Origin of the sequence: Paenibacillus sp. J5C2022 (genome assembly GCF_025567625.1) — a bacterium.
GTDB lineage: Bacteria > Bacillota > Bacilli > Paenibacillales > Paenibacillaceae > Pristimantibacillus.
The window spans coordinates 29,678-53,076 of record NZ_JAOQJC010000050.1 but is presented as its reverse complement, the minus strand read 5'-3'; the positions used below and the strand labels follow the sequence as shown (position 1 = coordinate 53,076).

The following is a 23,399-nucleotide window of genomic DNA, read 5'->3' as shown; positions in this document are numbered from 1 at the left end:
AATCCTACACTAGAGCGCCGAAAAGGAGCGTTCGAGCCGAAATAGTGTATGAGTCCTACACTGGAGCGCCGAAAAGGAGCGTGCGAGTCATATGAGTGTATGAATCCTACACTGGAGCGCCGAAAAGGGGCATGCGAGCCGAAATAGTGTAGGAATCCTACACTGGAGCGCCGAAAAGGGGCGTGCGAGTCGGTCTAGTGTATGAATCCTACACTGGAGCGCCGAAAAGGGGCATGCGAGCCATATGAGTGTATGAATCCTACACTGGAGTGCCGAAAAGGGGCGTTTGAGCCATTTTTCTCATTTGCATCTGCTATATTCCCCGTTTGCTGCTTCTACGTATACAGACAAACAGACTCTAGTAAATCCTAATTATAAGTAATGGCGTGATAGAGGGACGAGCGCAGCTGAATCATCGTGCCGGACTTGCAGTCTAGCAGGTCTAAATGATAGGAAAGCTGGGGAGAATGAAGCTATAGACTATTCCTGTTGTTTAGGAGGCGAGAAGTATATGGTTTCTCCCGATTTTTTGGACAAAATGCGTGAGCGCAATGGTAGGGATTATAAAGGGGAAGATGATCATGCCGGTCGAATGCAGCATTGGCCGGAGGCGCCGCAAGTGCTGCTGCATCGGATGCAGCTGAAGCTGGAGCATGTGCTGCTGGGCAAGCAAGCGGTTATCAGACAGACGCTTACGGCGTTGCTTGCAGGCGGGCATGTGCTGCTGGAGGATATTCCCGGCGTAGGCAAAACGGTTCTGGCGCAAGGGATTGCGCGAGTGATGGGCGGCGAGTTCCGGCGAATCCAGTTCACCTCGGATATGGTGCCTGCTGATGTCATTGGCGGGATGGTGCTGGAGGGAAGAAGCGGCGAGCTTGTCTATCGTCCGGGGCCCATTATGGCCAATGTCGTGCTGGCCGACGAGATTAACCGGACTTCGCCGCGCACGCAGTCGGCCCTGCTGGAAGCGATGGAGGAGAGAAGCGTGACGATTGAGGGAGAGACGCACAGGCTGCCCGATCCGTTCATGCTTATCGCGACGCAGAATCCACTCAGCTTCCAAGGCACGAGTCCGCTGCCGGAAGCGCAGCTGGATCGCTTCCTGATGCGGCTTAGCATCGGCTATCCGGAAGCGGACGCGGAGGAGCGGCTGCTGAAGCAATATGCCGAGGGCAATCGGCAGGACCCCGCCCGACTGCGCCCTGTCATTACGCCTCCAGAGTGGCTGCGGATGCAGAAGGAAGCGGCACAGACACATATGCATCATGCGCTTATGGAATATATGGTCAGGGTAGCGGAGGCGACACGCCGATCGCCGGATATTGCGCTTGGCTTAAGTCCGCGGGCGCTGCGGGATTGGCTGCGCGCTGCACAAGCCGGCGCTTATCTGGAGGGCCGGGGCTACGTCATTCCGGATGATCTGCTGGCGACAGCCGAACCGGTGCTTGCGCATCGGCTGGCAGTCAGAAGCGGAATGAGTGGAGGCGAAGCGCTGCGGGACGGCTCCATTCTGGCAGCAATCGTGCGCGAGACGCCGTTCCCGCGCGAAGCGGGAGCCGGATTCGGAGGCAGGCGAGTGAGATGAGAGAACAGGATGAGTGGGACGTTGATTATAGGAAGGATGCAGAAAGTGTGTGGGAGAGAGAGGGCGGTCCGAGCTATAGAACCCGCAAGCTGGCCTGGAGCGTCATTGCGGCAGGGTTGCTGGGAAGCTGTACGGCCGTTCTGTTGCGCGGCGGGGCGGTAGAATGGTTCATGCTGGTCGTATTGGGAAGCATTGCGGCGCTGAGCGGGGTCATTCCTCTTGCCGTTGCGAGAAGTCTGACCGTGGAGCGCAGCTTGCGCCGATCGGAGATGACGGCCGGGGAATCCAATGTGTCGACATTGACGGTGCGCAGCAACTGGCCGGTTCCCGTTGTGTGGCTGGCCATGCAGGATGTGTATGTGAACGGCAGCGATATAGGATATAAGTCGCGAGGGCACCGTGCGGTGGAGACGCCTGCATTCCGGAAGCAATGGATGGAGAGCTATGAGATGACCGCGCTGCGGAGAGGGGAGTATGCCTTCCAGCCGATAACCGTGACGGTAGGCGATTGGCTCGGCCTGACGGCGATCAGACGAACGTTCCGGCTGGAAGGGCAGCTGACGGTGCTGCCCGCGGAGCTGCCGCACTCGCGGATGGAAGACTTGGTGGAGAGCGGGGAATGGAAGTACGGGGAGGATGCCTCTTCTCCTGCAAGCGGCCGTGACGGTGGTGGAGGAAGCGAGCGAAGCGACAAGTTGATCGCGCGGCGGGAAGCGGGATACGGGCCGGATACCCGTCCTTACCGGGTGGGCGATTCCCTTCGGAGTATCGATTATCGCGCCGCTGCCAGAGGACGCGGACTATATACGAAGTTGAGAGCGGAAACGGTAGGCGGCACAGTTGCGATCGTCATCGATCAGCGACGAATTGCATACGGCAATGATGCGGCGTTATTCGACGTTTGCATCAGCTGGGCGATTAAGGGGGCCGGCGATGCTTTGAGACGGGGGAGCCATGCCATTGTTGCAACAGCTGAATGGTCCTGTCGCTTGAGTGCCGATTCCGCCAGCGGAGAGAACGGCCGTATGATAGAGCTGTGCCGTAAGTTGGCGAAGCTTCGGGCAGATCGGGAGTCGGCGATGCGCGGCTTGTGGCCCGAGGAAGGAAGCGGGTTTCCGGCGGGATGCCTGATCCAGGTTTATACTGGCGATTGGCAAGCGGTGGGCGAATGGAGAGAGCTGGCAAGGGCATATGGGGAGCAAGAAGGAAGGCTGCTGCTTCATGTGCCAATCGGAGAGAGGAAGCTGACGGGCGCGATGCGCGAGGCGGAGCACTCGCTTCGCGATGCCGGAATCGGCGTAGTCTGGCAGGCCGTTCATCATACCGGCGAGGACTTCGCAGGCGGGACGAAGGAAGGAGGGAAAGCGCATGCCTTGGGATAAGGAGTTCCCGAGTGGCAAGGACCTAGATAAGGAGATTGGGGACTCGGGGAGCAAGGAACGCGATAAGGAGGTTGGCGACTCGGGGGGCAAAGATAGTGATTGGGCTATCGGGGACTTGGGGAGCAAGGAGCGCGATAAGGATACTGGGGATGCAGGTGGCGGGAGCGGCAACAGAGGCAATGGGGGAATTTCAGAGCGGGGAATCGCGGGAGCCGCTTCGCACGAATACGGCGGGGAAGTTTCCTTGGTGTACCGGATCGCAACGAGCCTGCTGCTGTTCGGACTTGTAGCTGAATGGCTGCTGCCATGGTCGAGCACCGGACAATGGGCCGTTATCCACCATCCCGAGCCGCTCTTGCTCGTAATCGGGTGCACGATGATCGCAGGGCTGTTCAAGCTGCCTTGGGGGGTGTCGCTGCCGCTGAATGCCATCATCTGCCTGCTGGCGATGATGCTGCTGTACAAGAGTGCCGGGCAGACAGGGCTGGAATGGCTTGCCGGCTTGCCTTCTTTGTTCTATGAAGATGTTGACCGTATCCTGAATAACGGAGTATGGGCCATGTCGGGAGAGATGCGGTCGTTAATGCTGTTCACCGGCTGGTCGATGCTGGCGCCTGCTCTGCAGGGGCTCATGTGGCTGCGGCAGACAGCGCTGGGATTCGCTGCCGCTACGATCATGTATTTGATTGCACTGCATGTATGGCTGGGGATGGATGTACTGGGCAGCCTGATCCGAGCTGTATCGGAAGGGTTGCTGCTCACGGCATTGATGACAGTGCCCCGGGTGCGCAGAGTGATGGAGGCGGCTCCCCGCGATCCGCAGAGGCCCAGCGGACAGTGGATAGCAGGCTCCATGTTTCTCGTGCTTGTGGTCATCGGCTGCTCGCTTCTGTTCACAGCGGGGAGAGAGAGGGAACTGGCGCCGCCCAAATGGACAGTTCCGATATCGGCTGCGATTAAGCAAGGTTTATCCGCCCTGGGAGACGGTTCGAGCGGTGTTACGATAAAGAATGCCGGGGCCGTTCCATACGGGCAGGCGCTGTCCGGATACGGCTTCGACGACAGCAGGCTTGGCGCTCCGCTTGCCAATAGCGATGAGCTGATTTTTCGCGCGTTGACGCCTGTAAGGAGCTATTGGCGAGGTGAAGCGAAGAGTACGTACGACGGGAAAGGGTGGAGCAACGCTGGCGGGGAGCTGTCGCTTCATCCGATCGGCAAGCTGCTGCCAAATGAGCGCGAGGCGATGGCGAGTGAGAAGGAAGAGGATGACAAGGGGCCGTCAGAGCTTGCGAAGCATGGTGTTCGGATTGAACAAACGATACTTGTAGAGCATCCTGAGCCCTCTATGCCTCTGTTCGCCGCGGGCGGTGACGGGCGGGTGACGGATATGGTTGCCGCCGATCCCAGACGGAAGCTGGGCAGCTATGTGCGCAATACGCTGCAGGGTTCTCTCTATCCGCCCAGCAGCACCTTGAAGGTCGAGCGTTACACGGTGGAGAGCACTCTTCCCGTAACGGATGAGCTAGAGCTGCGTCGTTTGGAGGATGGACAGGAGGAACTGGGAGCGGAGCAGGAGAGCTCTGAGCCCGTCTATGACGATGCGATTACGCCGTTCTTGCAATTGCCTGAATCCATGCCTCCGCGCGTTGCAGCGCTGGCTGCCGAGGTGGCGGGAGGCGGGATAACGAGCCGCTACGACCGGGTCATGGCCATTCAGCAGTATTTGAAGACGTCGTATAGTTACTCTATCGAAAACAGTGAAATGCCTGCCGAAGGCGAAGACTTCGTGGATCACTTTCTGTTCGATCAGAAGGAGGGGTATTGCGTTCACTTCTCCACGGCGATGGTCATTATGCTGCGGACGCAAGGCATCCCTGCCCGCTGGGTGAAGGGCTTCACCTCCGGTGAGTCGGCAGCGGGGACAGAGCAGGAGCTGGAAGCGGATGGCTTGACCTCCGGCGGAAGTGGAGAGCTGCTTGAGATTAAGGCGAAGGATGCGCATGCGTGGGTCGAGGTGTACTTCCCCGGAGCAGGGTGGGTGCCCTTCGATCCGACGCCGGGATTCGATGGCGTCGCTACAGCTTCAGCCGCCGCCGGCTTCGGAGGCGGCGGCACGCTGGCGGCAGCTGGCGGCGCATCCGCTGCCGGTACGGTGAGCGAGCTGAGCCTGGCGGGGCTCGCACACGGGGGAGCGGCGGCTTCGCCGGCCGCAGCTGCCGCCGTAGGCGTAGCCGCGCTGGCGCTGGCCTGCGCGGCGGTGCTCGCGGTGCGGCGCAGCAGGCTGCGCCTGCGGCTGGCGCTGCGCCGCTATAGCGTGGCTTGCGCGCGGCTTGCCGCAAGCGGCGCTGACGGCGCCAGCGTGAGCGGCATCAGCATCAGTGGAGGAGACGCCAATGCGTCCGAGCGTGGGGGCGAGGCCAATGCGGCGCCTTCGGGCGCAGGCGTGCCCGCGCTTGAAGGAGCACCGGAGCGCGCCGCCCGCGCTAGCGCCGCTACGGCGTTGCCCGCGCGCGGTCTCGCCGTGACGGCTGGCGCGACCTTCTCGCCGTTCGCCGCCGCCCCGGCGCCTGGCCGCGCTCGGCCGCCGCGCAGCCGCGCGCTCGGCGAACAAGCCGTCGCCGAGCAGCAGCGGGCGGCGCTCATCGCCGTCGCGGCCGCGCTCTTCGCGCAGTTGCGCCGTCGCGCGCCGGCTCCGGCGCAGCAGCGGACGGCGCGCGAGGCAGCTCTTGCGCTGGGCGCCGGGCTGCAGCCCGGACAGCATGCCGAGCTGCTGCGTCTGACGGGCTGGCTGGAGGAAGCCAGCTTTGGCCGCAAGGGCCGCTGGCAGGCTGCACCGTCGCCGGAGGAGCTGCGCGAGACGTGCCGCCATTTATTGGCGGCAGGGAAGGCTGCTCGGCAAAACGTGAAGAAGCGTGTCTGCTTGCCTGAGGACAGCCACATTTAGCATATAATCTGAGACGCTGGAAGATGTTCGAACATATATCTCATGCGGTAATGTTGTATCTTTTAAATCAAGTGGGCGCATGGAGACAGGTAACTGGATTTTGTGTCATTACTAATGCTGAAATCGTCCTTCTCACTAGCTGCAGATGGAATAAGTACAGTTAAAATAGATCAAAACGCGTAGTAGCCCAACATTCGATCAAATTAGTATCATGAAATCCAGTTCATACTGGCAAGTTGGCCAATTCGGTATAAATAATATCATGAAATCCATTTGATTGAGCAAAATGGACATCTTGGCACTTCTCGTCAGTTGATCCCGGTATGGCCGGAAGAAGCGGCGGCGCCGCGATGCTCGGCGGATGCGATGAAGCGATAGCTGATGCAAACGATGACCAGAGCTAATATGCCCGCTGTAATCGCAACGCTGAATCCCATCCGGGCACCGAAGTTGTCTACAACCCATCCCGCCGCGGCCGAACCCAGAGCGACGCCGACTCCGAGTCCGGTTATCGCCCATGTCATGCCTTCCGTCACTTGGGATGGAGGAACGAGCTTCTCCACCAATCCCATGATAATAATCATCGTCGGCGCTACGGACATACCGGCGAAGAAGACGGCGGCTCCCAACTGCACTAAACTGTCGATGAAGAACAGAGGCAGCATCGTCGCGGCAGACAGAGCGATCGCCCATACCAATTGCCGCTGAAGAGGAGCGCTCAGCTTCAATGTTCCATAGACCAGGCCAGCCAGGCACGAGCCGATCGCATAGACGGACAAGATCAGGCTTGCCGCAACCGTGTTCCCCTGATCCTCGGCATAAGCTACGCTGACGACATCTACCGTACCGAATATCGTCCCGATGGCGACAAGCGTCAGCGCCAGCAACTGCAAAGTTCCCATTCGAATGACTGTGCCGGACTGAGTGGCCGACGGGGGACGAACGGCAGGCTCCGTCGATTTCAATCCCGTAAAGACAAGTACGCCGAAGAGGAGGAAGAGAGACGACAGGAGCGGTCCGGCTTCCGGGAACAGCATCACGCTCAGACCGACGGAGATGACGGGCCCGATAATGAAGCACAATTCATCTACGACCGACTCGAAGGAGAAGGCGGTGTGCAACCGGGATGAGCCGCGATACAGCTCGATCCAGCGGGCGCGCACCATGGCGGACATGCTGGGCATGCAGCCGGCAAGCAAGGCGGCAAGGAAGAGCGACCATACCGGTGCTTCATAACGTGTGCACAGCAGCAAGACCGCCGTAGAGAGTACGCTTATGCCCGCAGCCGGAAGCAGCACCCGGGATTGCCCCAGACGATCGGCCAGGCGGGATATTTGAGGTGCCAGCAAAGCCGACGACAGCGCAAAAGTTGCCGAAACCGCTCCTGCCAGCCAGTAATTTCCTGTCAGTTGGGACAGCATTGTGACAATGCCGATACCCATCATGGAGATCGGCATTCTGGCGATGAAGCCGGTTATGGAGAAGGATAGCGCACCCGGCACTTGGAACAGCTCGCGATACATCTTAAACATATGACGCCTCCGTTCCTATGTTAGTTGGTTTCCATTTTCCTAACTCAAAAGTATTTCCTGTATATAAGGGGGGAGGAAAGGGTTGATCGGCGATAATATCATCCATCAATTGCGATAGTTCATCTTCGAAAGGCTTCAATAGTGGTCGTCTCATGATAGCACTCCTATTCGGGATGAGTTGATTGACTAGCTATAGTTACGTGCAGGTGCAAACATTCGGCCGAAATGAATTGACATACGCGACGTATGCTAATATCATAATTACATACGAAGCGTATGTCAAATCTGATAGGTGAAATGGATGAATACAGGTTTTAATTCGAGAGCTTGCAAGATCCAATTGCGCTGAATGAATGGACACGCAGAAGGACGGTGACGTTATGACACGAAAAAAACGCACGGATATGATCGAGGAAACACGAGCTAAGCTGATAGATGCGGCGAGGGCAGCGTTCGGAACGAAAGGTTATGCCGATACCTCTATGGATGATTTGACGGCAGCGGTCGGATTGACGAGAGGCGCGCTCTATCATCATTTTGGAGACAAGAAGGGGCTACTCGGAGCTGTGGCGGGGCAGATTGACGAGGAGATGGACGAGCGGCTGAAGGCAATATCCGATGGAGCGGTGAGTCGTTGGGACGGCTTCACCGGTCGTTGCCGCGCCTATCTGGAGATGGCGCTGGAATCGGAAATACAGCGGATCGTATTGCGGGATGCCCCCTCAGTGCTGGGAGGTTATTATTCGGAGACGGCTCAGTCGCATTGCTTAAAGACGATGAGCGTGCAGCTACGGCGGCTGATGGAAGATGGAGTGATTGCTGCGGCGGACAGCGAAGCAATGGCCATACTAATTAACGGCGGACTAGTGAACGCCGCTTTCTGCATCGCCCATTCGGGCGACGCGCAGACGGAGCTGGAGCGTGCGATATCAAGCTTGAACGTTCTGCTGAACGGCTTGCTGATCGAAGGGTAAAGCAAGGTGGCTTCTGTTGGCTATAATTTTCTGTCCAGGGCGAGAGCAGCGGGAGGGAGAGGTAGAAAATAAGGGGCTTCCCTGTGTCAACTATGACGCTTGGGACTGCCCCTTCGACATGTATGCCCCTCATAACTTTGCCGCAGAATTATAGTGTTTTCCTGTCAAGGTGCGCAGAGAAAAGCGTGCTAGTCTGGAGGCTGCAGGGTATGGAGCATGGGCTGGAGCAAGGAGAGTAGCTGGTTTGGAGGCTGCAGGGTATGGAGCATAGGCTGGAGCAAGGAGAGTAGCTGGTTTGGAGGCCGCAGGGCATGGAGCATTGCTTGGAGCACGGAGACGGCGGGCTATGGAGCATTTGAAGCGCGTATCGTTTTTTTTATTTTTTGAATGAGTCCACACTTTTTTGAATTCATGTGCTATTCACTGCGGAAGCGTGTGGCCTATAATGAGTGCATACCATGGTTGTAAGCGCTTAACAGTCTGTGGAATGACAAGCAAATGTTGAAAAAACGCAAACGTCATAAGGAAGGATGGTATGCATGCAGGCCAACAGTCCAGCAAGAGAACTGAATCCTCGCCTACAAGCCGTACCGAGATCGAAGATGGCCATTGCGGCACTCGTTCGCTACCGCTGGCTATATATCCTTATGGCTCCGGGCGTGCTCTATTATTTAATCTATCATTATATGCCGATGTTCGGCCTGGTTGTGGCATTCAAGGATTATAACCTGATGAAAGGCGTATGGGGCAGCCCTTGGGCAGGCCTTGGCAACTTCAGAGAGATATTCTCGACGCCGGAATTCGGCGTGCTGATGAAGAATACTTTGTTGCTCAGCTTCTATCGCATCTTGTTCAACATGCTGCCGGATGTCGTGCTCGCTCTCATGCTGAATGAGATTCGGGTGCGCTGGTTCAAGCGGGTCGTTCAGACGATTACGTACGGACCGCACTTCTTGTCCTGGATTATCGTATACGGCCTCGTCTTCTCGTTCTTCGCTCCCGGATCGGGTCTCGTCACCACGTTCGTGCGAGATATGGGCTGGGGTTCGATCGATGTGCTGACCAACTCTGACGTGTTCCGACCGATGCTGCTTACCACCGACATCTGGAAGAACACCGGCTTCGGCGCCATCATCTATATGGCTGCGCTTGCGACGATCAATCATGAGCTGTATGAAGCGGCTGTCGTAGACGGCGCCGGGAGATGGCGGCAAATGTGGCATATTACGCTGCCGGGCATTCGCGAAGTGTTCATCCTGCTGCTTATCTTCCGCATCGGACATATTCTGGATGCCGGCTTCGAGCAGGTCTACATTTTCCTCAATGCCCGGGTATACGATGTCGGCGATATATTGGACACCTGGATATTCCGGCGCGGCATCGAGCAGCTTGACTTCAGCGTACCGGCAGCGATGGGCGTCTTCAAGTCTGTGATCGGCCTCATTCTGGTCATCGGAGCCAATCGTCTGGCGAAGAAGCTCGGCGGATCGGGCATATGGTAAGGGGGAGATAACATGGCATTCGTATTGAAAAAAAACAAATCTGATTATGTGGTCGACTCCGTACTGTATCTTGTACTTGCCTTATTCTGTTTGGTCACGCTGTTCCCGTTATATTTCGTATTCATCATGTCGATTACACCCTATGAGGAAGTGCTGAAGCACGGTGGCTTTGTTCTCATCCCCAGCACGGTAACATTCGAAGCGTTCCATACAATACTGGAGAGCGGCGTCGTACCGAAGGCGCTTGGCGTTACCACATATATTACGCTGCTGGGGACATTCCTGAACATCCTCGTTACAACGGGGCTCGCGTATGCCTTGTCCAAGAAATATTTGCCCGGAAGAAATATCGTACTGATGGGTATCGTGTTCACGATGCTGTTCTCAGGAGGGCTGATCCCGCTCTTCCTGACGGTGAAGGCGACGGGGCTGATGAATACGCTATGGGCGCTAATGATTCCGGGGCTCGTCTCTTCGTTCAACATGCTGATTATGAAGACGTACTTCGAAGGCTTGCCGCATGAGGTGGAGGAGGCGGCGAAGGTGGACGGCTGCGGCGACCTGCAGACGCTGATTCGCATCGTGCTGCCCTTATCGCTGCCCGTCATTGCCACGATGGCGCTGTTCTACGGCGTCGGCCACTGGAATACGTACTTCGCCGGCATTATGTACATTAACGATCGCGATTTGTTCCCGCTGCAGGTCGTGTTGCGCAACATGATTGTCGCGCCAAGCGTCAGCCAGGAGCTGTCCGTCTCCGCGAACGAGGTGGAGATGCTGCCGCCGGAGACGATCAAGATGGCGGTCGTCGTCGTCGCGATTATCCCCGTGCTGGTCATCTACCCGTTCCTGCAGAAGTATTTTATGAAGGGAATGCTGCTTGGAGCGGTGAAGGGGTAAGCGGGCGAATGCAGTATAAGCGAGGGGGAGGGCCTCTCTCTCGCAAGCTTAATCATTGAAATTCACTAGGGGGTTGTACCATATGAAATCTTGGATGAAAATGATAGCACCATTGCTCATTATGGCGTTGCTGTTCACCGCTTGTTCTTCCGGCGGCAACGGAGGAGGCAATAACCAGCAGAATGATCCTCCGGCTGCCAGCAATGCGGGCGGCAACAGCCAGAATGAACAGAAGGAAGAGAAGAAGGAGAAAATCAAGCTGCGCTGGTTCGTCAACGGCTGGAACAATACGAGCTTGCCTTCCGAAGACAAAGACTTCGTCCTGAAAGCGATCGAGGAGAAATTCAATGTCGATCTGGACCTGCAGTATATGACATGGGGACAGGAATATCAGAGCAAGCTCAATACGATGATCGCTTCCGGCGATATTCCGGACGTCTTCTATATGGGCGGAATGGAATCCAATACGTACATTAAAGACGGCGTAGCCCGCGATATTAAAGACTGGGTCACTCCCGAGCGGATGCCGAATTACTTCAAGCATTGGGTAACGGAAGCCGATCTGGCCGCGTATCAGGTGCAGGATGCGTTCAAGCGCGCTCCGGTGCCGTATGCGAAGAAGAAGTACCGCTCTTATTACGTCCGCAAGGACTGGCTGGATAAGCTGGAGCTCGACATGCCGCAGACGTATGAAGATATGGTGAATGTCATGAAGGCGTTCACGGAGCAGGACCCGGACGGCAACGGAAAAAATGACACCTACGGTTATACGACTTACGGAAACGGCTCGCAAGTGAACATGGAATTCCCGGCTTATCTTCATAACGGCCTGATCGGCCCGTTCATGATCGATAACGGTCAATTCGTGGATACCCGTACCGATAAGCGAATACAGCAAGTGCTGGATGACGTTCGTGCATTGCTTCCGTATACGGACCCCGACTGGCTGTTGAACAAAGGCGCTCAAGCGGTAGAGAAAGCTACGCAGGGCAAAGTCGGCATCGTATTCAGCATCGGTACAAAAACCGCAATGGACAGCGATCCCAACGGCATTCAGACGAAAACGAAAAGCGTGACCGGCGTGGATTCGGTCGACTGGCAGCCGTTCCATCCGTGGAAGGATACAGGCGTATGGGCGGAGGAATCGCCGGGCAATCCGTTCCTCATCAGCTCCAAGACGACAGACGATAAGGTCGAGCGTTCTCTTGAAATCATGGATTGGCTGGCTGGAGAAGAAGGCTTCCTGTTAACGAGATACGGTCAGGAAGGCGTTCATTACAAGCGCGACGGCAACAAGCTTGAGATCATCAAGGATGCTTACCAGAAGGATATTGTCGATAACGGCAATTTCATTGACATCTACGGCTGGTTCACCCCGAGGACTCCGGAAGTATTCGGACTGGAAGAGGTCGATCCGGAGATGACGGAGCGTGACAAGGTTATTGCCGATAAGGTGAAGTCCTACAAGTTCCTGCCCCATATCGGCACGAGCCTGGTCGTGAAGGAAGGCATGGATCTGGGGTCGCTTCGCAAGAAAATGAACGAGTACCAAGTCCAAGTGCTGTACGAAGACAAAGATGCTTCCAGTTGGCCGAAGTATCGCGAGGAACTGATGACGACTTACGGCGGCAAGGACATCTTCACCTACTATGCCGAGCAGGTCACCAACGCTACGGGCAATGCGGTTACTTTTGAAGCGGAATAAGGAATAAAGCATAAGGAAGCAAGTGGAGAGCAAGAGCAATCATCTCGGCAGAAGGGCGCTTACATAAGAAGCAGCGCCCTTCTTTTCAAACGCTTGAAGAAAGCGGTTGCAAAACGATAAAACCTGCCTCATGCTTCCGAAGCGAGTTTGCTTTGCAAACTTTAGGTCGCTCATCTTCGAAAGGCCTCGCTAGAGGTTTTCTCATGTACATGAAAGAAAGCGTTTCCAAATGATGAGAGGAGTGAAGTCATGATACCGTCAATAAAACGGAACGGCGTATGGAAACTTACGCTTGCCATGCTTCTTATCGTGCAATTGCTGGCTGTATCGCCCGCAAGGTCTGTCGAAGCTTCAGGAGGAGGCGGCCTGATCGGCAATGGCGGATTCGAAGCGGGGCTGTCGGGCTGGAATCAGAACTATGGCAGCGGCGGCATTGCTGTGTCGGACGAGCAAGCATTCGAGGGAGCTTACAGCCTGAAAATAACGGATGCAAGCAGCACGGCATCTTATGGCATGGAATCCGACAAGTTCCCGGCTTATCCCGGCAAGAGTTACTCGGTCACGAGTCAGGTGTACATGGTTAGCGGTTATGCTTCTGTCATGCTGCGATTCTACAATGATGCCAATGGGCTGGTAGAGAGCAACAGCATACCCAGGAGCACGCCCCAGGATGCGTGGCAGAGTGCGGATGTATCCGCAATCGCTCCTGCGGGTACGACGAAAGTAAGCGTCCTGTTCTACTCCAGTCTGGCGACAATGGCGGAATACTATGTCGACGGCGTCAGCCTGCATGAGCGCACGCTGCTGGAAGGGACGGTAACGGATGACGCAAGCGGCAGTCCGCTAGGGGATGCGGGAGTCTTCCTGCATGAGGCTGCCGATACGGGATACGCCGCTCCGCTGGAGACAACCGTTAGCGCGGCCGATGGCTCCTATCAGTTCATCGGAGGGGTGACGGACGGCAGCTATGTGATCCGATTCGTGAAGGAAGGCTACCTCGACGCGGTAATGCCCGTCACGGTGGGCAGCGCCGTCGTGACGCCGATTGATGCGGCGCTGCAGGCCGATCCTGCCTGGGAGGCGGTATCGCTGCTGCCGAACGGAAGCTTCGAGGCGGGGCTTGCCCACTGGGAGCAGTCCTTCGGCAGCGGCGGCATTGCGCTGGATGGCACACGAAGCACAGCTGGTCGGTATAGCGTGCGGATCGACGACGTTAACCCATCGGCTTCCTACGGCCTGGAGAGCGATCGCCTGACCGCTTACGGCGGCAAAAATTATACGGCGGCCGCCAAGGTGCTCGTGGAATCCGGCGGCGCTTCGTTATATATCCGCTTCTATGACGCTGCAGGCAATCTGCTGCTCAGCACAGCCGCCCAGCAGAAATCTGCGTCAGCGGAGTGGGTGCCGCTCGTTCATTCCTCGGAAGCGCCGGCAGGCACGGCAACAGTAAGCGTCCTGCTGTATTCCGGCCAGTCCGCTCTGGGCACTTATTATGCCGACGAGCTTATGCTGGAGGAGAGGAGCATTATTCGGGGGGCAGTGGGCGATGCGGGAAGCGGCGATCCGCTGCCGTTCACCAAGCTTTATCTGTATGATGAGGCCGATACGGCGTATGCGACGCCGCTGGACAGCGCCGTAACGGAGGGGGACGGCACCTATGCGCTGACAGACGGAGTGTCCGGCGGCAGCTACGTGCTGCGGGCAAGGCTTCCAGGCTACGAGACGGCAACGGTTCCGATCGCGGTGAGCCAATCGGAGCTCGGTCCGGTCGATGTGGCGCTCAGCGAGGATCTGCAGGCGCAGAAGTGGAACATCGCGGGTACGGCGCTGTCGTTCGAGGGGGGAACGCCGGTCGCGGGAGCGACGGCCAAGCTTTATCATATGGCGGACATTCACTTCGCCATGCCCATCAGCACAGCTGTGTCGGACGCGGCAGGCGCCTTCTCCTTCCCTGATGCGCAGCCGGACGGCCGATATCAGGTGCAGGTCGAATCGAGCGGCCGGTACAAGACGACGCATCCCGCCATCGTATACGGAGCGGCAGCGGACGATCTGACGGTGCGTATGCCGGAGAAGACGGTGTACACGGAGAGCGCGCTGCCTGTGCCGCCGGCATCGCATCCACGGCTGTATGTGACGCCTTCGCTTGTGCCACAGCTGCAAGCGAAGATCGCGACGGCAGAGTTCGAGCCGATATGGGAAGATGTTCAGCGGAAGGGCGCGGTATCGGAATATAACATGAGAAGCAGCGGCACGACCGCCGGCTTCGAGAACTATTCTTTCCCCTCTGCAGTGAATGCCCGGTACGTGCGGATTGTGGGCAGCCATAATTCCAATAGCGGTCCATGGAACTCCATAATCGAGACGGCGATATTCGGCGAAGACAATGCCGGACAGCGCACGGCGCTTCCGATACAAGCCGTTGACTGGAGCTCGGCACAAGATGAGTGGCACGACGGCTACAGAACGGTGGATGGAGATCTGTCTTCCAGTTCCTACTGGGCGGCGTTCGGCGCAGGCGAATGGGTGCAATACGATCTGGGGAGCGTTACGACTGTCACAGATATGGACATCGCCTGGTATCAGGGCAATCAGCGCTATCAATATTTCGATATTCGTGTATCTAATGACGGCATCACGTGGGATAAGATTCCGTTCAACTTCCCGGTACCGCCTCCGGGCGAGCTGGAGACGGCGCAGCAGGGCCAGTCCAATTATAAGGCATTCTGGTTGTCCCACGCAGAAGCCGCGGCGCTTCGCTACTTGCTGGAGGGCAGCTCGGAGCATGGGCTGCAGGCGATTGAAGTGATGCGCAACTTCATGTCAACGGTGCAGTATGAGGGAGAGCAGGCTTACTTCTACATCGGCAAGACGATTCATACTGCGGCGCTTGTCTACGACTGGTGCTACCCGCTCTTGACGGCCTTGGACAAGACATTCTTCGTCGAGAAGTCCAAGGAGCTGGCAGCGCTCATGAGCGTCGGTTATCCGCCGGTGAAGCAAGGCAATGTGGTCGGCCACGGCTCGGAGTTCCAAGTGATGCGCGATCAGCTTGGCATGGGGATCGCCGTCTATGATGAAGACCCGGAGATGTACAATCTGGCTGCGCTGCGATTCTTCAATGAATACGTGCCCGTCCGCAATTTCTGGTATCAATCGGGCATGCATCATCAGGGCGACACTTACGGCTTGCAGGGCAGATTCGAGCCGGAGCTGTGGGCGCAGTGGATGTTCCAGCGGATGGGCTACGGCAGCGTGCTCAGCGAGAAGCAGGCGGATCTGATCTATCGGGCGATCTATACGCGCAGGCCTGACGGCCAGCTGCTGCGTGACGGCGATACGTATTGGGACCGCCGCTACAAGCCGGATCAATACTGGCAATACAGCTTCGCGATTACGATGGCTGCAGGGTATTATCAGGACCCCTATATACAAGATGAATTTTTGCGTCAGTACCAGCAGGGAGGAGTGGATTCCGTAACGGCGGTATTGTTCGCGGATTTCACGATACCCTCTCAGCCGGTATCGCAGCTGCCGCTAACCCGCTACTTCGGGTACCCGTCCGGCACGATGATGGCGCGCACAGGCTGGGACCAGGGGTACGAATCCAATACGGTCGTAGCGGAGATGAAGGGCGGCGAATATTACTATACCAATCACCAGCATTTGGACATGGGCAGCTTCCAGGTCTATCATAAGGGCGCTCTGGCGCTGGACAGCGGGATGTACAAAGGGCAATACGGTCCGTACGGCAGCGATCACGACTTCCATTACTATAAGAAGACGATTGCCCATAACGCGATGCTTGTGATGGATCCTTCGGAGAAGCCGCCGACGAGCAGGAAGTTCGTCAATGACGGCGGACAGCGCTTGCCTTACACAGGCCAATCCAGTGAAGTGAAGACGCTGGAGGGGCTGCTGGACAGCGACCTGCATATGGGCGTCATCAAGGCTCACGCTTACGGTCCCGACGCGAGTGCGCCCGCATTCAGCTATATGCAAGCGGATCTCAGCGCGGCATACTCCGATAAGGTGCAGCAGTATCAGCGTTCTTATGCTTTCATTAATACGGGAGACGCCAATGTACCGGGGGCCATGATCGTCTACGATCGGATTGCCAGCGCGGACCCCCACTTCAAGAAATATTGGCTATTGCATGCGATGGAAGAGCCGGAGATAAGCGGCAGCCGGGTAACGATCAGGCGCACGGACGGACAATATGACGGCAAGCTGATCAACGACGCCTTGCTGCCCGGCAGCGGCAATCTGACGATCGAGAAGATCGGCGGCCCTGGCAGAGAGTTCGAAGTATTCGGCACGAATTATCCGCAGACGCCATATGAAGCTCCGGGACAGCATACGGTAGAGGGCGGCGCATGGAGAGTGCAGCTGTCGCCGAACGTCGCGAGCGAAGAGGATGCATTCTTGAATGTTATGCAATTCATGGACAATGATGTAACGGCGCCGCTTGCCGTAACCGCGATCGATGCGGAGCAACTGCTTGGTGCGAGAATCGGCGATCATGCAGTCTTGTTCAATCGGCAAGCCGGTCGGACCTCGGAGACGCTCTCGTTCCAACTCCCCGGCAGCAGTCCGGCGTCAGTGGCGGTGACAGGCTTGGAAGCGGGAAGCTGGCTCATTCACCGCACGGGCCAGAGCGAGTTGGTGCTGGCCCAAAGCACGGAGGAAGGCGGCATGATTACGTTCCAGGGGGAGAGCGGTGAATATATTCTCACTCCTATGGGAGAGCTGCAATTCGGCAGCGTGCTGGATGTGCTGCTGGAAGCGGGAATACTGGATCATCCCGTCAGCGAGAAGTGGCGAATGAAGTGGGAAGTCATTGAAAGCATGAAAGCTAACGGACGCATGTCAATGGCGATTGCTCAGCTGGAACGGCTGGCGGAGCAATTGAATCATCCCGAGCTGCCGCAGCTCGTCGCCTCTTCTGTACTCGACGTGTTGAAAAAAGCGGCTGTGGAGACGATAGAGGATTGGTATAATAATGAGTAGTTTGTAAACGTTAGCATTTACCGGAGGCTGATGGCAATGAATGGACCGATCAGAACGAGATGGTTCTCCAGCATTAGCATGAAGCTGTTCGTCATCACGTTCTTTAGCGTAATCTGTCTGTTCCTTGTCATCGGCTTGTTCGGCTATCAGCGGCTTTTTACGCCGATCAGAGAGAACAACGACAGCGCTTTGCAGGCGTCCGTAGATCAGATGGAGAAGTCGCTGAAGACGTTCATGGACAACATTCAGACGCAGTTCATATTCCTGTCCAATACCGATATTCAGCAGCAATTGAACGAAGAAGACTACAGTGTGCTGCTGCAGCATATGCACGAGCTGCACAGCAACAGCATCGACGGCTTTTATTTGCTCGATCACGGCGAAGTGGTCGTTAGTGAGCCGTACTCCTATCAGTTCTTTATAACCCCGGAGACGTTGTCTCTCATCGCGTTGAAAACGAGCGTAAAGGGATTTTGGTGGAGCGATCCTTACCGGACCGGCGACCGCCGCGTTATTACGGTAGCCAGACAAATTAATGAAAACCGATTTATCGCGCTGGATCTGAATTTGGATTCGTTAACCGATCCGCTCATTGCGCAGGAAGAGAACAAGCACGTCTATTTGTTTTCGGAAAGCGGTCTTTATATTACGTCCAACGCTTCCTTGACCGCTTACGAGGAAATACAGCGGCATTACAGAATGATATCGACGCTGGCAGGGCTCATCCAATCGGGCAGAAGAGGGATGGAAATCGTCGAAGCCGCAGACGGCGAATACAAGGTGCTGCAGAGCAAGGGCAATCGATGGGGCTGGATTGTCTTCTCCATTATTAAAGAGAACGAAGCGTACCCCTTGTTGTCCAGCTTGAAGCAGCAGCTGTTCATCGTTGTCCTGATTGCGGTCGCGCTCGCTGCGGTCGTATCCGGGTGGGTAGCGATGTACATCCAGAAGCCGTTCAGCGCCATTATCAGGCAATTGAAGGCGGGAGCGCGCGGCGATCTGGCATCCCGCGTCATCATTCGGCGAAGTGATGAGTTCGCGTTAATTGCAAGCGGCTTCAACCGAATGATGAACAACATTCAGACGCTGTTCAACGATTTGCAGAAGAGCGAGGAGCGCAAGCGGCACCATGAGCTGAAGGTGCTTCATTCGCAGGTGAACTCCCATTTCCTCAACAATACATTGAGCGCCATCTATTATTTGGACCGATCCGGCAGAGGCCGGGAAATGGGTGAGATGATAGGCTCATTAATGGGCCTGATGCAATATTCCATGGACAAAGTAAGCGAGATCGTAACGGTGGAAGAGGAGCTGAAGCAGCTGGACAATTACGTGCGGCTCATGCAGCTGCGATACGGAGACGCCTTCGACTTCGAGGTGATCGTGCCGGATGAGCTGACGCAAGCGCCGATTCCGAAGCTGACTTTAATTACCTTGGTGGAGAACAGCATATTCTACGGGCTGAATCAGCCGGAGCCGAACTTTATCATTGTGACGGGCGGTATCGAGCACGACGGGAAGGTCGCATTGGAAGTATCGGACAGAGGACCGGGCATCCCCGAAGACAAGCTGGCGAGCTTGCTCGCCCGCGCAGTGACAGAGGAGACGGAGTCGGCGCGCAAAGGGCTTAACAATCTGGGCATACGCAGCGTGCAGGACCGCATTATGCTGCACTTCGGCATGGTCTACGGATTAACATTCCGGAATGACGAGGACGGAGGGCTGATCGTGACGATTCGGCTGCCGCTCTCGTTCCCGTCTTTCTTAAAAGAAGCTGAGGCGGGATCAAAGTAAAGGAAATGATAAGGCTCTAATCTGCATCTGGGGGTGGGCGCAATGTTCAAGCTGCTGATGGTGGACGATGAGAAGTGGGTAAGAGAGCAATTCGCGCACGGAGTGCCGTGGGAGGAAGCGGGCTTCGTATGGATGGGGGCGGCTTCCGGCGGGAAGGAGGCGCTAGCCATGATTGAACGCGATCCGCCGCATCTGCTGCTGACGGATATTACGATGCCGGGGATGGACGGGCTGCAGCTCGCCTCTATCGTGAAGGAGCGATGGCCTCAGGTGCGGATTATTATTCTGACCGCATACAGTGAATTCGAATATGCGCAGCAGGCGATTGCGATTGGCGTCGACAACTATGTGGTGAAAGTATCGCAATCCGGCGATGCAATCGTGAAGGCATGCCGCAAGGCGGCGGAGCTGATTGCGTCCGAGATGAATAAGGAAGAGCAACTGCAGCTTCAAGAGCAGTTGAACTGGCAGCGCCATTGGAGTGAGAAGCGGGCATGGCTGGAGCAAGGGATAGATGCACTTAGCGAGGCGAGCGTCGAGCGAGGGCCGATCCCGGCATCGTTAGATAAGTTGTTGCTATGCAGTCACTATGTTGTCATGTCAGTAGGCTGGGATCTGTACCGGCTGAATGCTGCCAGTCCAATTGCACAGGAAGCAGCCTATGAGCTTCAGCAGCAGGCGGGCATGGCAATTGAAGAAAGAATCCTGATCGAATTCGGAAATGAAAGAGCTGGCAGTGCGCGGGATGATAGGAGTGCGGACCAGTGTGGGCCGGGTGTTGTTGTTCCGAATCGCGATAATCGGATCGTTATTTATGCAGGAATGCAAGCTGGGCGGGGACAGGAGATTGGGGAGAGAAAGCTGAGAGCATTCGCGACATGGTGTCGAGAGGCGATAGCTCAAGCGACGGGAGCGGAATGCTTCATACATATAAGCAAGCCTTGGAGGAGGGCGGAGAGCGATCCCGCAATGATTGCGCGCGCTGCGAAGGAAGGGCTGGAGCAGTTGTCTTCCTACTTTTATGATTCGGCTGGGATGATGGGAGGCGAGACGCAATATCGCTATCAGAGCATTGATTCACGGCGTATTCGCGAGCTGGTCAAGACGATGGCCGCAGGCCTGCAGGCAGGAGATATCGAGATGGTGAAAGAACCGATTTCTTGGCTTACAGATCGCCAGGCGCATACTCATAGAACCGATCCATCCGACCTGATTGCGATAGCGCAGAAAATATTGGACCCTGGGCTATGCGATCTTCCGGCATCTATTATGAAACGCTGTCAAAGGTTGAGCTGGCTGGAGAGGTGGGACGACTTCCTGCTGTGGTGGAATGAAACGGTTGAACTGCTGGAGCAAGAGACGAATCAAGACCCCAATGAGAACTACCGAAGAGAGGTTCAACTGATGAGAGTGATCATACGGGAACGTTATGCGGAGGATTTGCAGGTGGCCGATCTGGCGGAGCAGGTCAATCTCCATCCTTCATATGCAGGCATGTTGTTCAAGAACGAGACAGGCGAGCATGTCTCGGATTACTTGAATGGCATTAGAATGAACAAAGCCAAAGAGCTGCTGGAGCGTTCCACGATGAAAATTTATGAAATATCGGAAGCGGTGGGCATAGCGGATTATCGTTATTTTTGCCGCATCTTCAAAAGCTATACAGGGAAAACGCCAACGGAGTACAAGAAGGCTTCCTCCTCCGCTTCCGGAATGGGAATGCAACATATAGGGGAATGAACAGGACGGGTTGTCCTGTTTATTTGCTTAAAACCATAAAGGATCGTTGCAATCAACCTCGCCGTTATAGTTCGTGAGCACTTCTTCGCCTGCTTTAATATCGGTGTGAGCATAGAACTCGACGGTCTGATTGTCGAAATTAAGCTCGAAGGAAGCATTCGGCGTATACGAATGGTTGAAGAGGCTGCCGTAACCGAGCAGGATGGCGCTGTGATTGGCCCCATAGGAGTACGCATAGTCAGCCAGTATCGTCTTCTCTATATGGACGTGATCTTCATTCAAATAGGAAATAACGGGAGCGACGTGGATAAGCGTCCCTTTTTTAATATCCTGTGTGGCGAAGACGCCGCGCTGGAACTCTTCATCATTGGGGCTGTCGGTTATCAGTTGGGATGTTCTTACTTCTAACATAATGTCTTAGTCACCTGTTCAATGTATAGTTTTAATATCTCCGGAAGGATCAATTATGAGGAAATTGTATCGTTAATTAGCCAATACAGCAAGTATAATGTCCATTCCCGGCTGTCAGCCAAGCAATGACATGCGTGTACCTTGACTCTCTGGAAGCAGCTTATATATAATTACTACATCAATTGAGGGAGGCTCGGTCATGACGAAGCATAATGAAATTATCGTTGTCCTCGACTTCGGGGGACAATACAACCAGCTGATAGCCCGCCGTATCCGCGATCTTGGCGTATACAGCGAGCTGCTGCCTTACAATACGCCTGTGGAGAAGATTAAGGAGCTGCAGCCGAAAGGCATCGTATTCTCCGGAGGTCCGGCAAGCGTATACGAAGAAAATTCTCCTCTTGTAGATCCTGCAATTTACGAGCTGAACGTGCCTATCTTCGGCATCTGTTACGGGATGCAGCTGATGTCCCATCAATTAAAGGGCAAGGTAGAGCGCGCAGGCAAGCGTGAATACGGGAAAGCGGAGGTTGAATTCATCGAAGGCAGCCATATCGCTCACGGATTGGATCGCGTACAGACGGTATGGATGAGCCACAGCGATCTCGTCATTGAGCCTCCTGCGGGATTCCGTGTAGACGCAAGCACGGAGCATGCGCCGATAGCAGGCATGAGCGACCCGGATCGGAAGCTGTACGCGGTGCAATTCCATCCTGAGGTCCGCCATTCCGTATACGGCAACGATATGATCAAGAATTTCCTGTACAAGGTGTGCGGCTGCGAAGGCTCATGGACGATGGAGTCCTTCATCGAAGATACAATCGCAGAGATCCGTCAGCAGGTAGGGGACAAGAAGGTGCTCTGCGCGCTGTCCGGCGGTGTGGATTCCTCCGTTGTTGCCATACTTCTGCACAAGGCGATCGGTGATCAGCTGACGTGCATGTTCATCGACCACGGCTTGCTGCGCAAGGGAGAAGCGGAGAGCGTAATGGAGACATTCGTCGGCAAGTTCGATATGAAGGTGCTGAAGATCGATGCGAAGGACCGCTTCCTTGGCAAGCTGAAGGGCGTCGACGATCCGGAGCAGAAGCGCAAAATTATCGGCAACGAGTTCATCTACCTGTTCCAGGAAGAGTCGGACAAGCTGGACGATTTCGCCTTCCTGGCGCAAGGCACGCTTTATACGGACATTGTCGAGAGCGGGACGGCTACTGCTCAGACGATCAAGTCGCATCATAACGTAGGCGGCTTGCCGGAAGACATGAAGTTCGAGCTTGTGGAGCCTTTGAAAGCTCTGTTCAAGGACGAAGTCCGCAAAGTGGGCACGGAATGCGGCTTGCCGGACGCGATCGTTATGCGCCAGCCGTTCCCGGGACCGGGTCTGGCCATTCGCGTGCTAGGCGAAGTGACGGAAGAGAAGCTGCACATCGTGCGCGAGTCCGACGCGATTCTGCGTGATGAGATTGCCAAGGCGGGTCTTGACCGCGAGATCTGGCAATACTTCACGGCGCTGCCGAACATGAAGAGCGTTGGCGTTATGGGCGATGCTCGTACTTACTCTTACACGGTAGGCATTCGAGCAGTCACGTCCATCGACGGCATGACCGCCGACTGGGCGCGCATCCCTTGGGACGTGCTGGAGAAGATCTCCGTCCGCATCGTCAACGAAGTGGACAACGTCAACCGGATTGTGTACGACGTAACATCCAAGCCTCCGGCTACGATCGAGTGGGAGTAGGTTAGTAGGTTTGATTGAACTGAACTGAACGGTGAATTCCCTTCTACCTTATTAGGTAGGAGGGAATTTTTTGTGTTGAGCGGGAAAGTAGCAGGTAGCGAGTTGCATTAAGGGTCTATGTAACCAAAATGAGCGATAGCGCTCGAAAATCGAGCGATCTCCGTGGCTATGTGAGCAAAATG

At 55.9% G+C, this 23,399-nt stretch carries 13 protein-coding genes; 11 read left to right on the top strand and 2 right to left on the bottom strand.

The window, feature by feature from the left end:
- Positions 1-511 precede the first annotated feature (511 nt).
- Genes M6D81_RS27580 through M6D81_RS27570 form a run of 3 tightly spaced genes read left to right on the top strand, consistent with a single transcriptional unit; the run spans position 512 to position 5,911 of the window.
- Positions 512-1,585, top strand: coding sequence for an AAA family ATPase (locus tag M6D81_RS27580; RefSeq protein WP_262680417.1), 1,074 nt, complete (start codon positions 512-514; stop codon positions 1,583-1,585).
- On the top strand, positions 1,582-2,967 hold the full coding sequence (locus tag M6D81_RS27575) for a DUF58 domain-containing protein (protein WP_262680415.1): 1,386 nt from the start codon (positions 1,582-1,584) through the stop codon (positions 2,965-2,967). The genes M6D81_RS27580 and M6D81_RS27575 overlap by 4 nt, the downstream gene beginning before the upstream one ends.
- Complete coding sequence (locus M6D81_RS27570) at positions 2,954-5,911, top strand: transglutaminase-like domain-containing protein (protein ID WP_262680413.1); 2,958 nt, start codon at positions 2,954-2,956, stop codon at positions 5,909-5,911. Before M6D81_RS27575 ends, M6D81_RS27570 begins: the two co-directional genes overlap by 14 nt.
- 308 nt (positions 5,912-6,219) lie before the next feature.
- Here the strand turns inward: M6D81_RS27570 and M6D81_RS27565 are convergent, their stop codons facing one another.
- On the bottom strand, positions 6,220-7,443 hold the full coding sequence (locus M6D81_RS27565) for an MFS transporter (protein ID WP_262680411.1): 1,224 nt from the start codon (positions 7,441-7,443) through the stop codon (positions 6,220-6,222).
- A gap of 380 nt (positions 7,444-7,823) precedes the next feature.
- Between M6D81_RS27565 and M6D81_RS27560 the strand changes: the two genes are divergently transcribed.
- The 7 genes from M6D81_RS27560 (at position 7,824) to M6D81_RS27530 (ending at position 21,068) form a co-directional block, all read left to right on the top strand.
- Entirely contained in the window at positions 7,824-8,417 is a 594-nt protein-coding gene (locus M6D81_RS27560) for a TetR/AcrR family transcriptional regulator (RefSeq protein WP_262680410.1), read from the top strand.
- A 539-nt stretch (positions 8,418-8,956) separates the two neighbouring features.
- Positions 8,957-9,919, top strand: coding sequence for an ABC transporter permease (locus M6D81_RS27555; RefSeq protein WP_262680408.1), 963 nt, complete (start codon positions 8,957-8,959; stop codon positions 9,917-9,919).
- 12 nt (positions 9,920-9,931) lie between these two features.
- Positions 9,932-10,819 (top strand): carbohydrate ABC transporter permease, encoded by an 888-nt coding sequence (locus tag M6D81_RS27550; RefSeq protein WP_262680407.1) that lies wholly within the window; start codon positions 9,932-9,934, stop codon positions 10,817-10,819.
- 82 nt (positions 10,820-10,901) lie between these two features.
- Positions 10,902-12,524, top strand: a complete 1,623-nt coding sequence (locus tag M6D81_RS27545; protein WP_262680406.1) for a type 2 periplasmic-binding domain-containing protein — start codon at positions 10,902-10,904, stop codon at positions 12,522-12,524.
- Between the two features lie 249 nt (positions 12,525-12,773).
- Positions 12,774-17,534: a heparin/heparin-sulfate lyase HepB gene (gene hepB, locus M6D81_RS27540; protein ID WP_262680404.1), complete on the top strand. Its 4,761-nt coding sequence runs from the start codon at positions 12,774-12,776 to the stop codon at positions 17,532-17,534.
- Positions 17,535-17,570: 36 nt separating this feature from the next.
- Positions 17,571-19,328 (top strand): sensor histidine kinase, encoded by a 1,758-nt coding sequence (locus M6D81_RS27535; RefSeq protein ID WP_262680402.1) that lies wholly within the window; start codon positions 17,571-17,573, stop codon positions 19,326-19,328.
- A 42-nt stretch (positions 19,329-19,370) separates the two neighbouring features.
- Entirely contained in the window at positions 19,371-21,068 is a 1,698-nt protein-coding gene (locus M6D81_RS27530) for a response regulator transcription factor (RefSeq protein ID WP_262680401.1), read from the top strand.
- Positions 21,069-21,095: 27 nt separating this feature from the next.
- Here M6D81_RS27530 and M6D81_RS27525 read toward each other — a convergent pair whose 3' ends face one another.
- Positions 21,096-21,479: an SET domain-containing protein gene (locus tag M6D81_RS27525; RefSeq protein WP_262680400.1), complete on the bottom strand. Its 384-nt coding sequence runs from the start codon at positions 21,477-21,479 to the stop codon at positions 21,096-21,098.
- A 199-nt stretch (positions 21,480-21,678) separates the two neighbouring features.
- On the opposite strand from M6D81_RS27525, the gene guaA reads away from it, so the two are divergent.
- Entirely contained in the window at positions 21,679-23,217 is a 1,539-nt protein-coding gene (gene guaA, locus M6D81_RS27520) for a glutamine-hydrolyzing GMP synthase (protein ID WP_262680399.1), read from the top strand.
- The last annotated feature ends 182 nt before the right edge of the window (positions 23,218-23,399 follow it).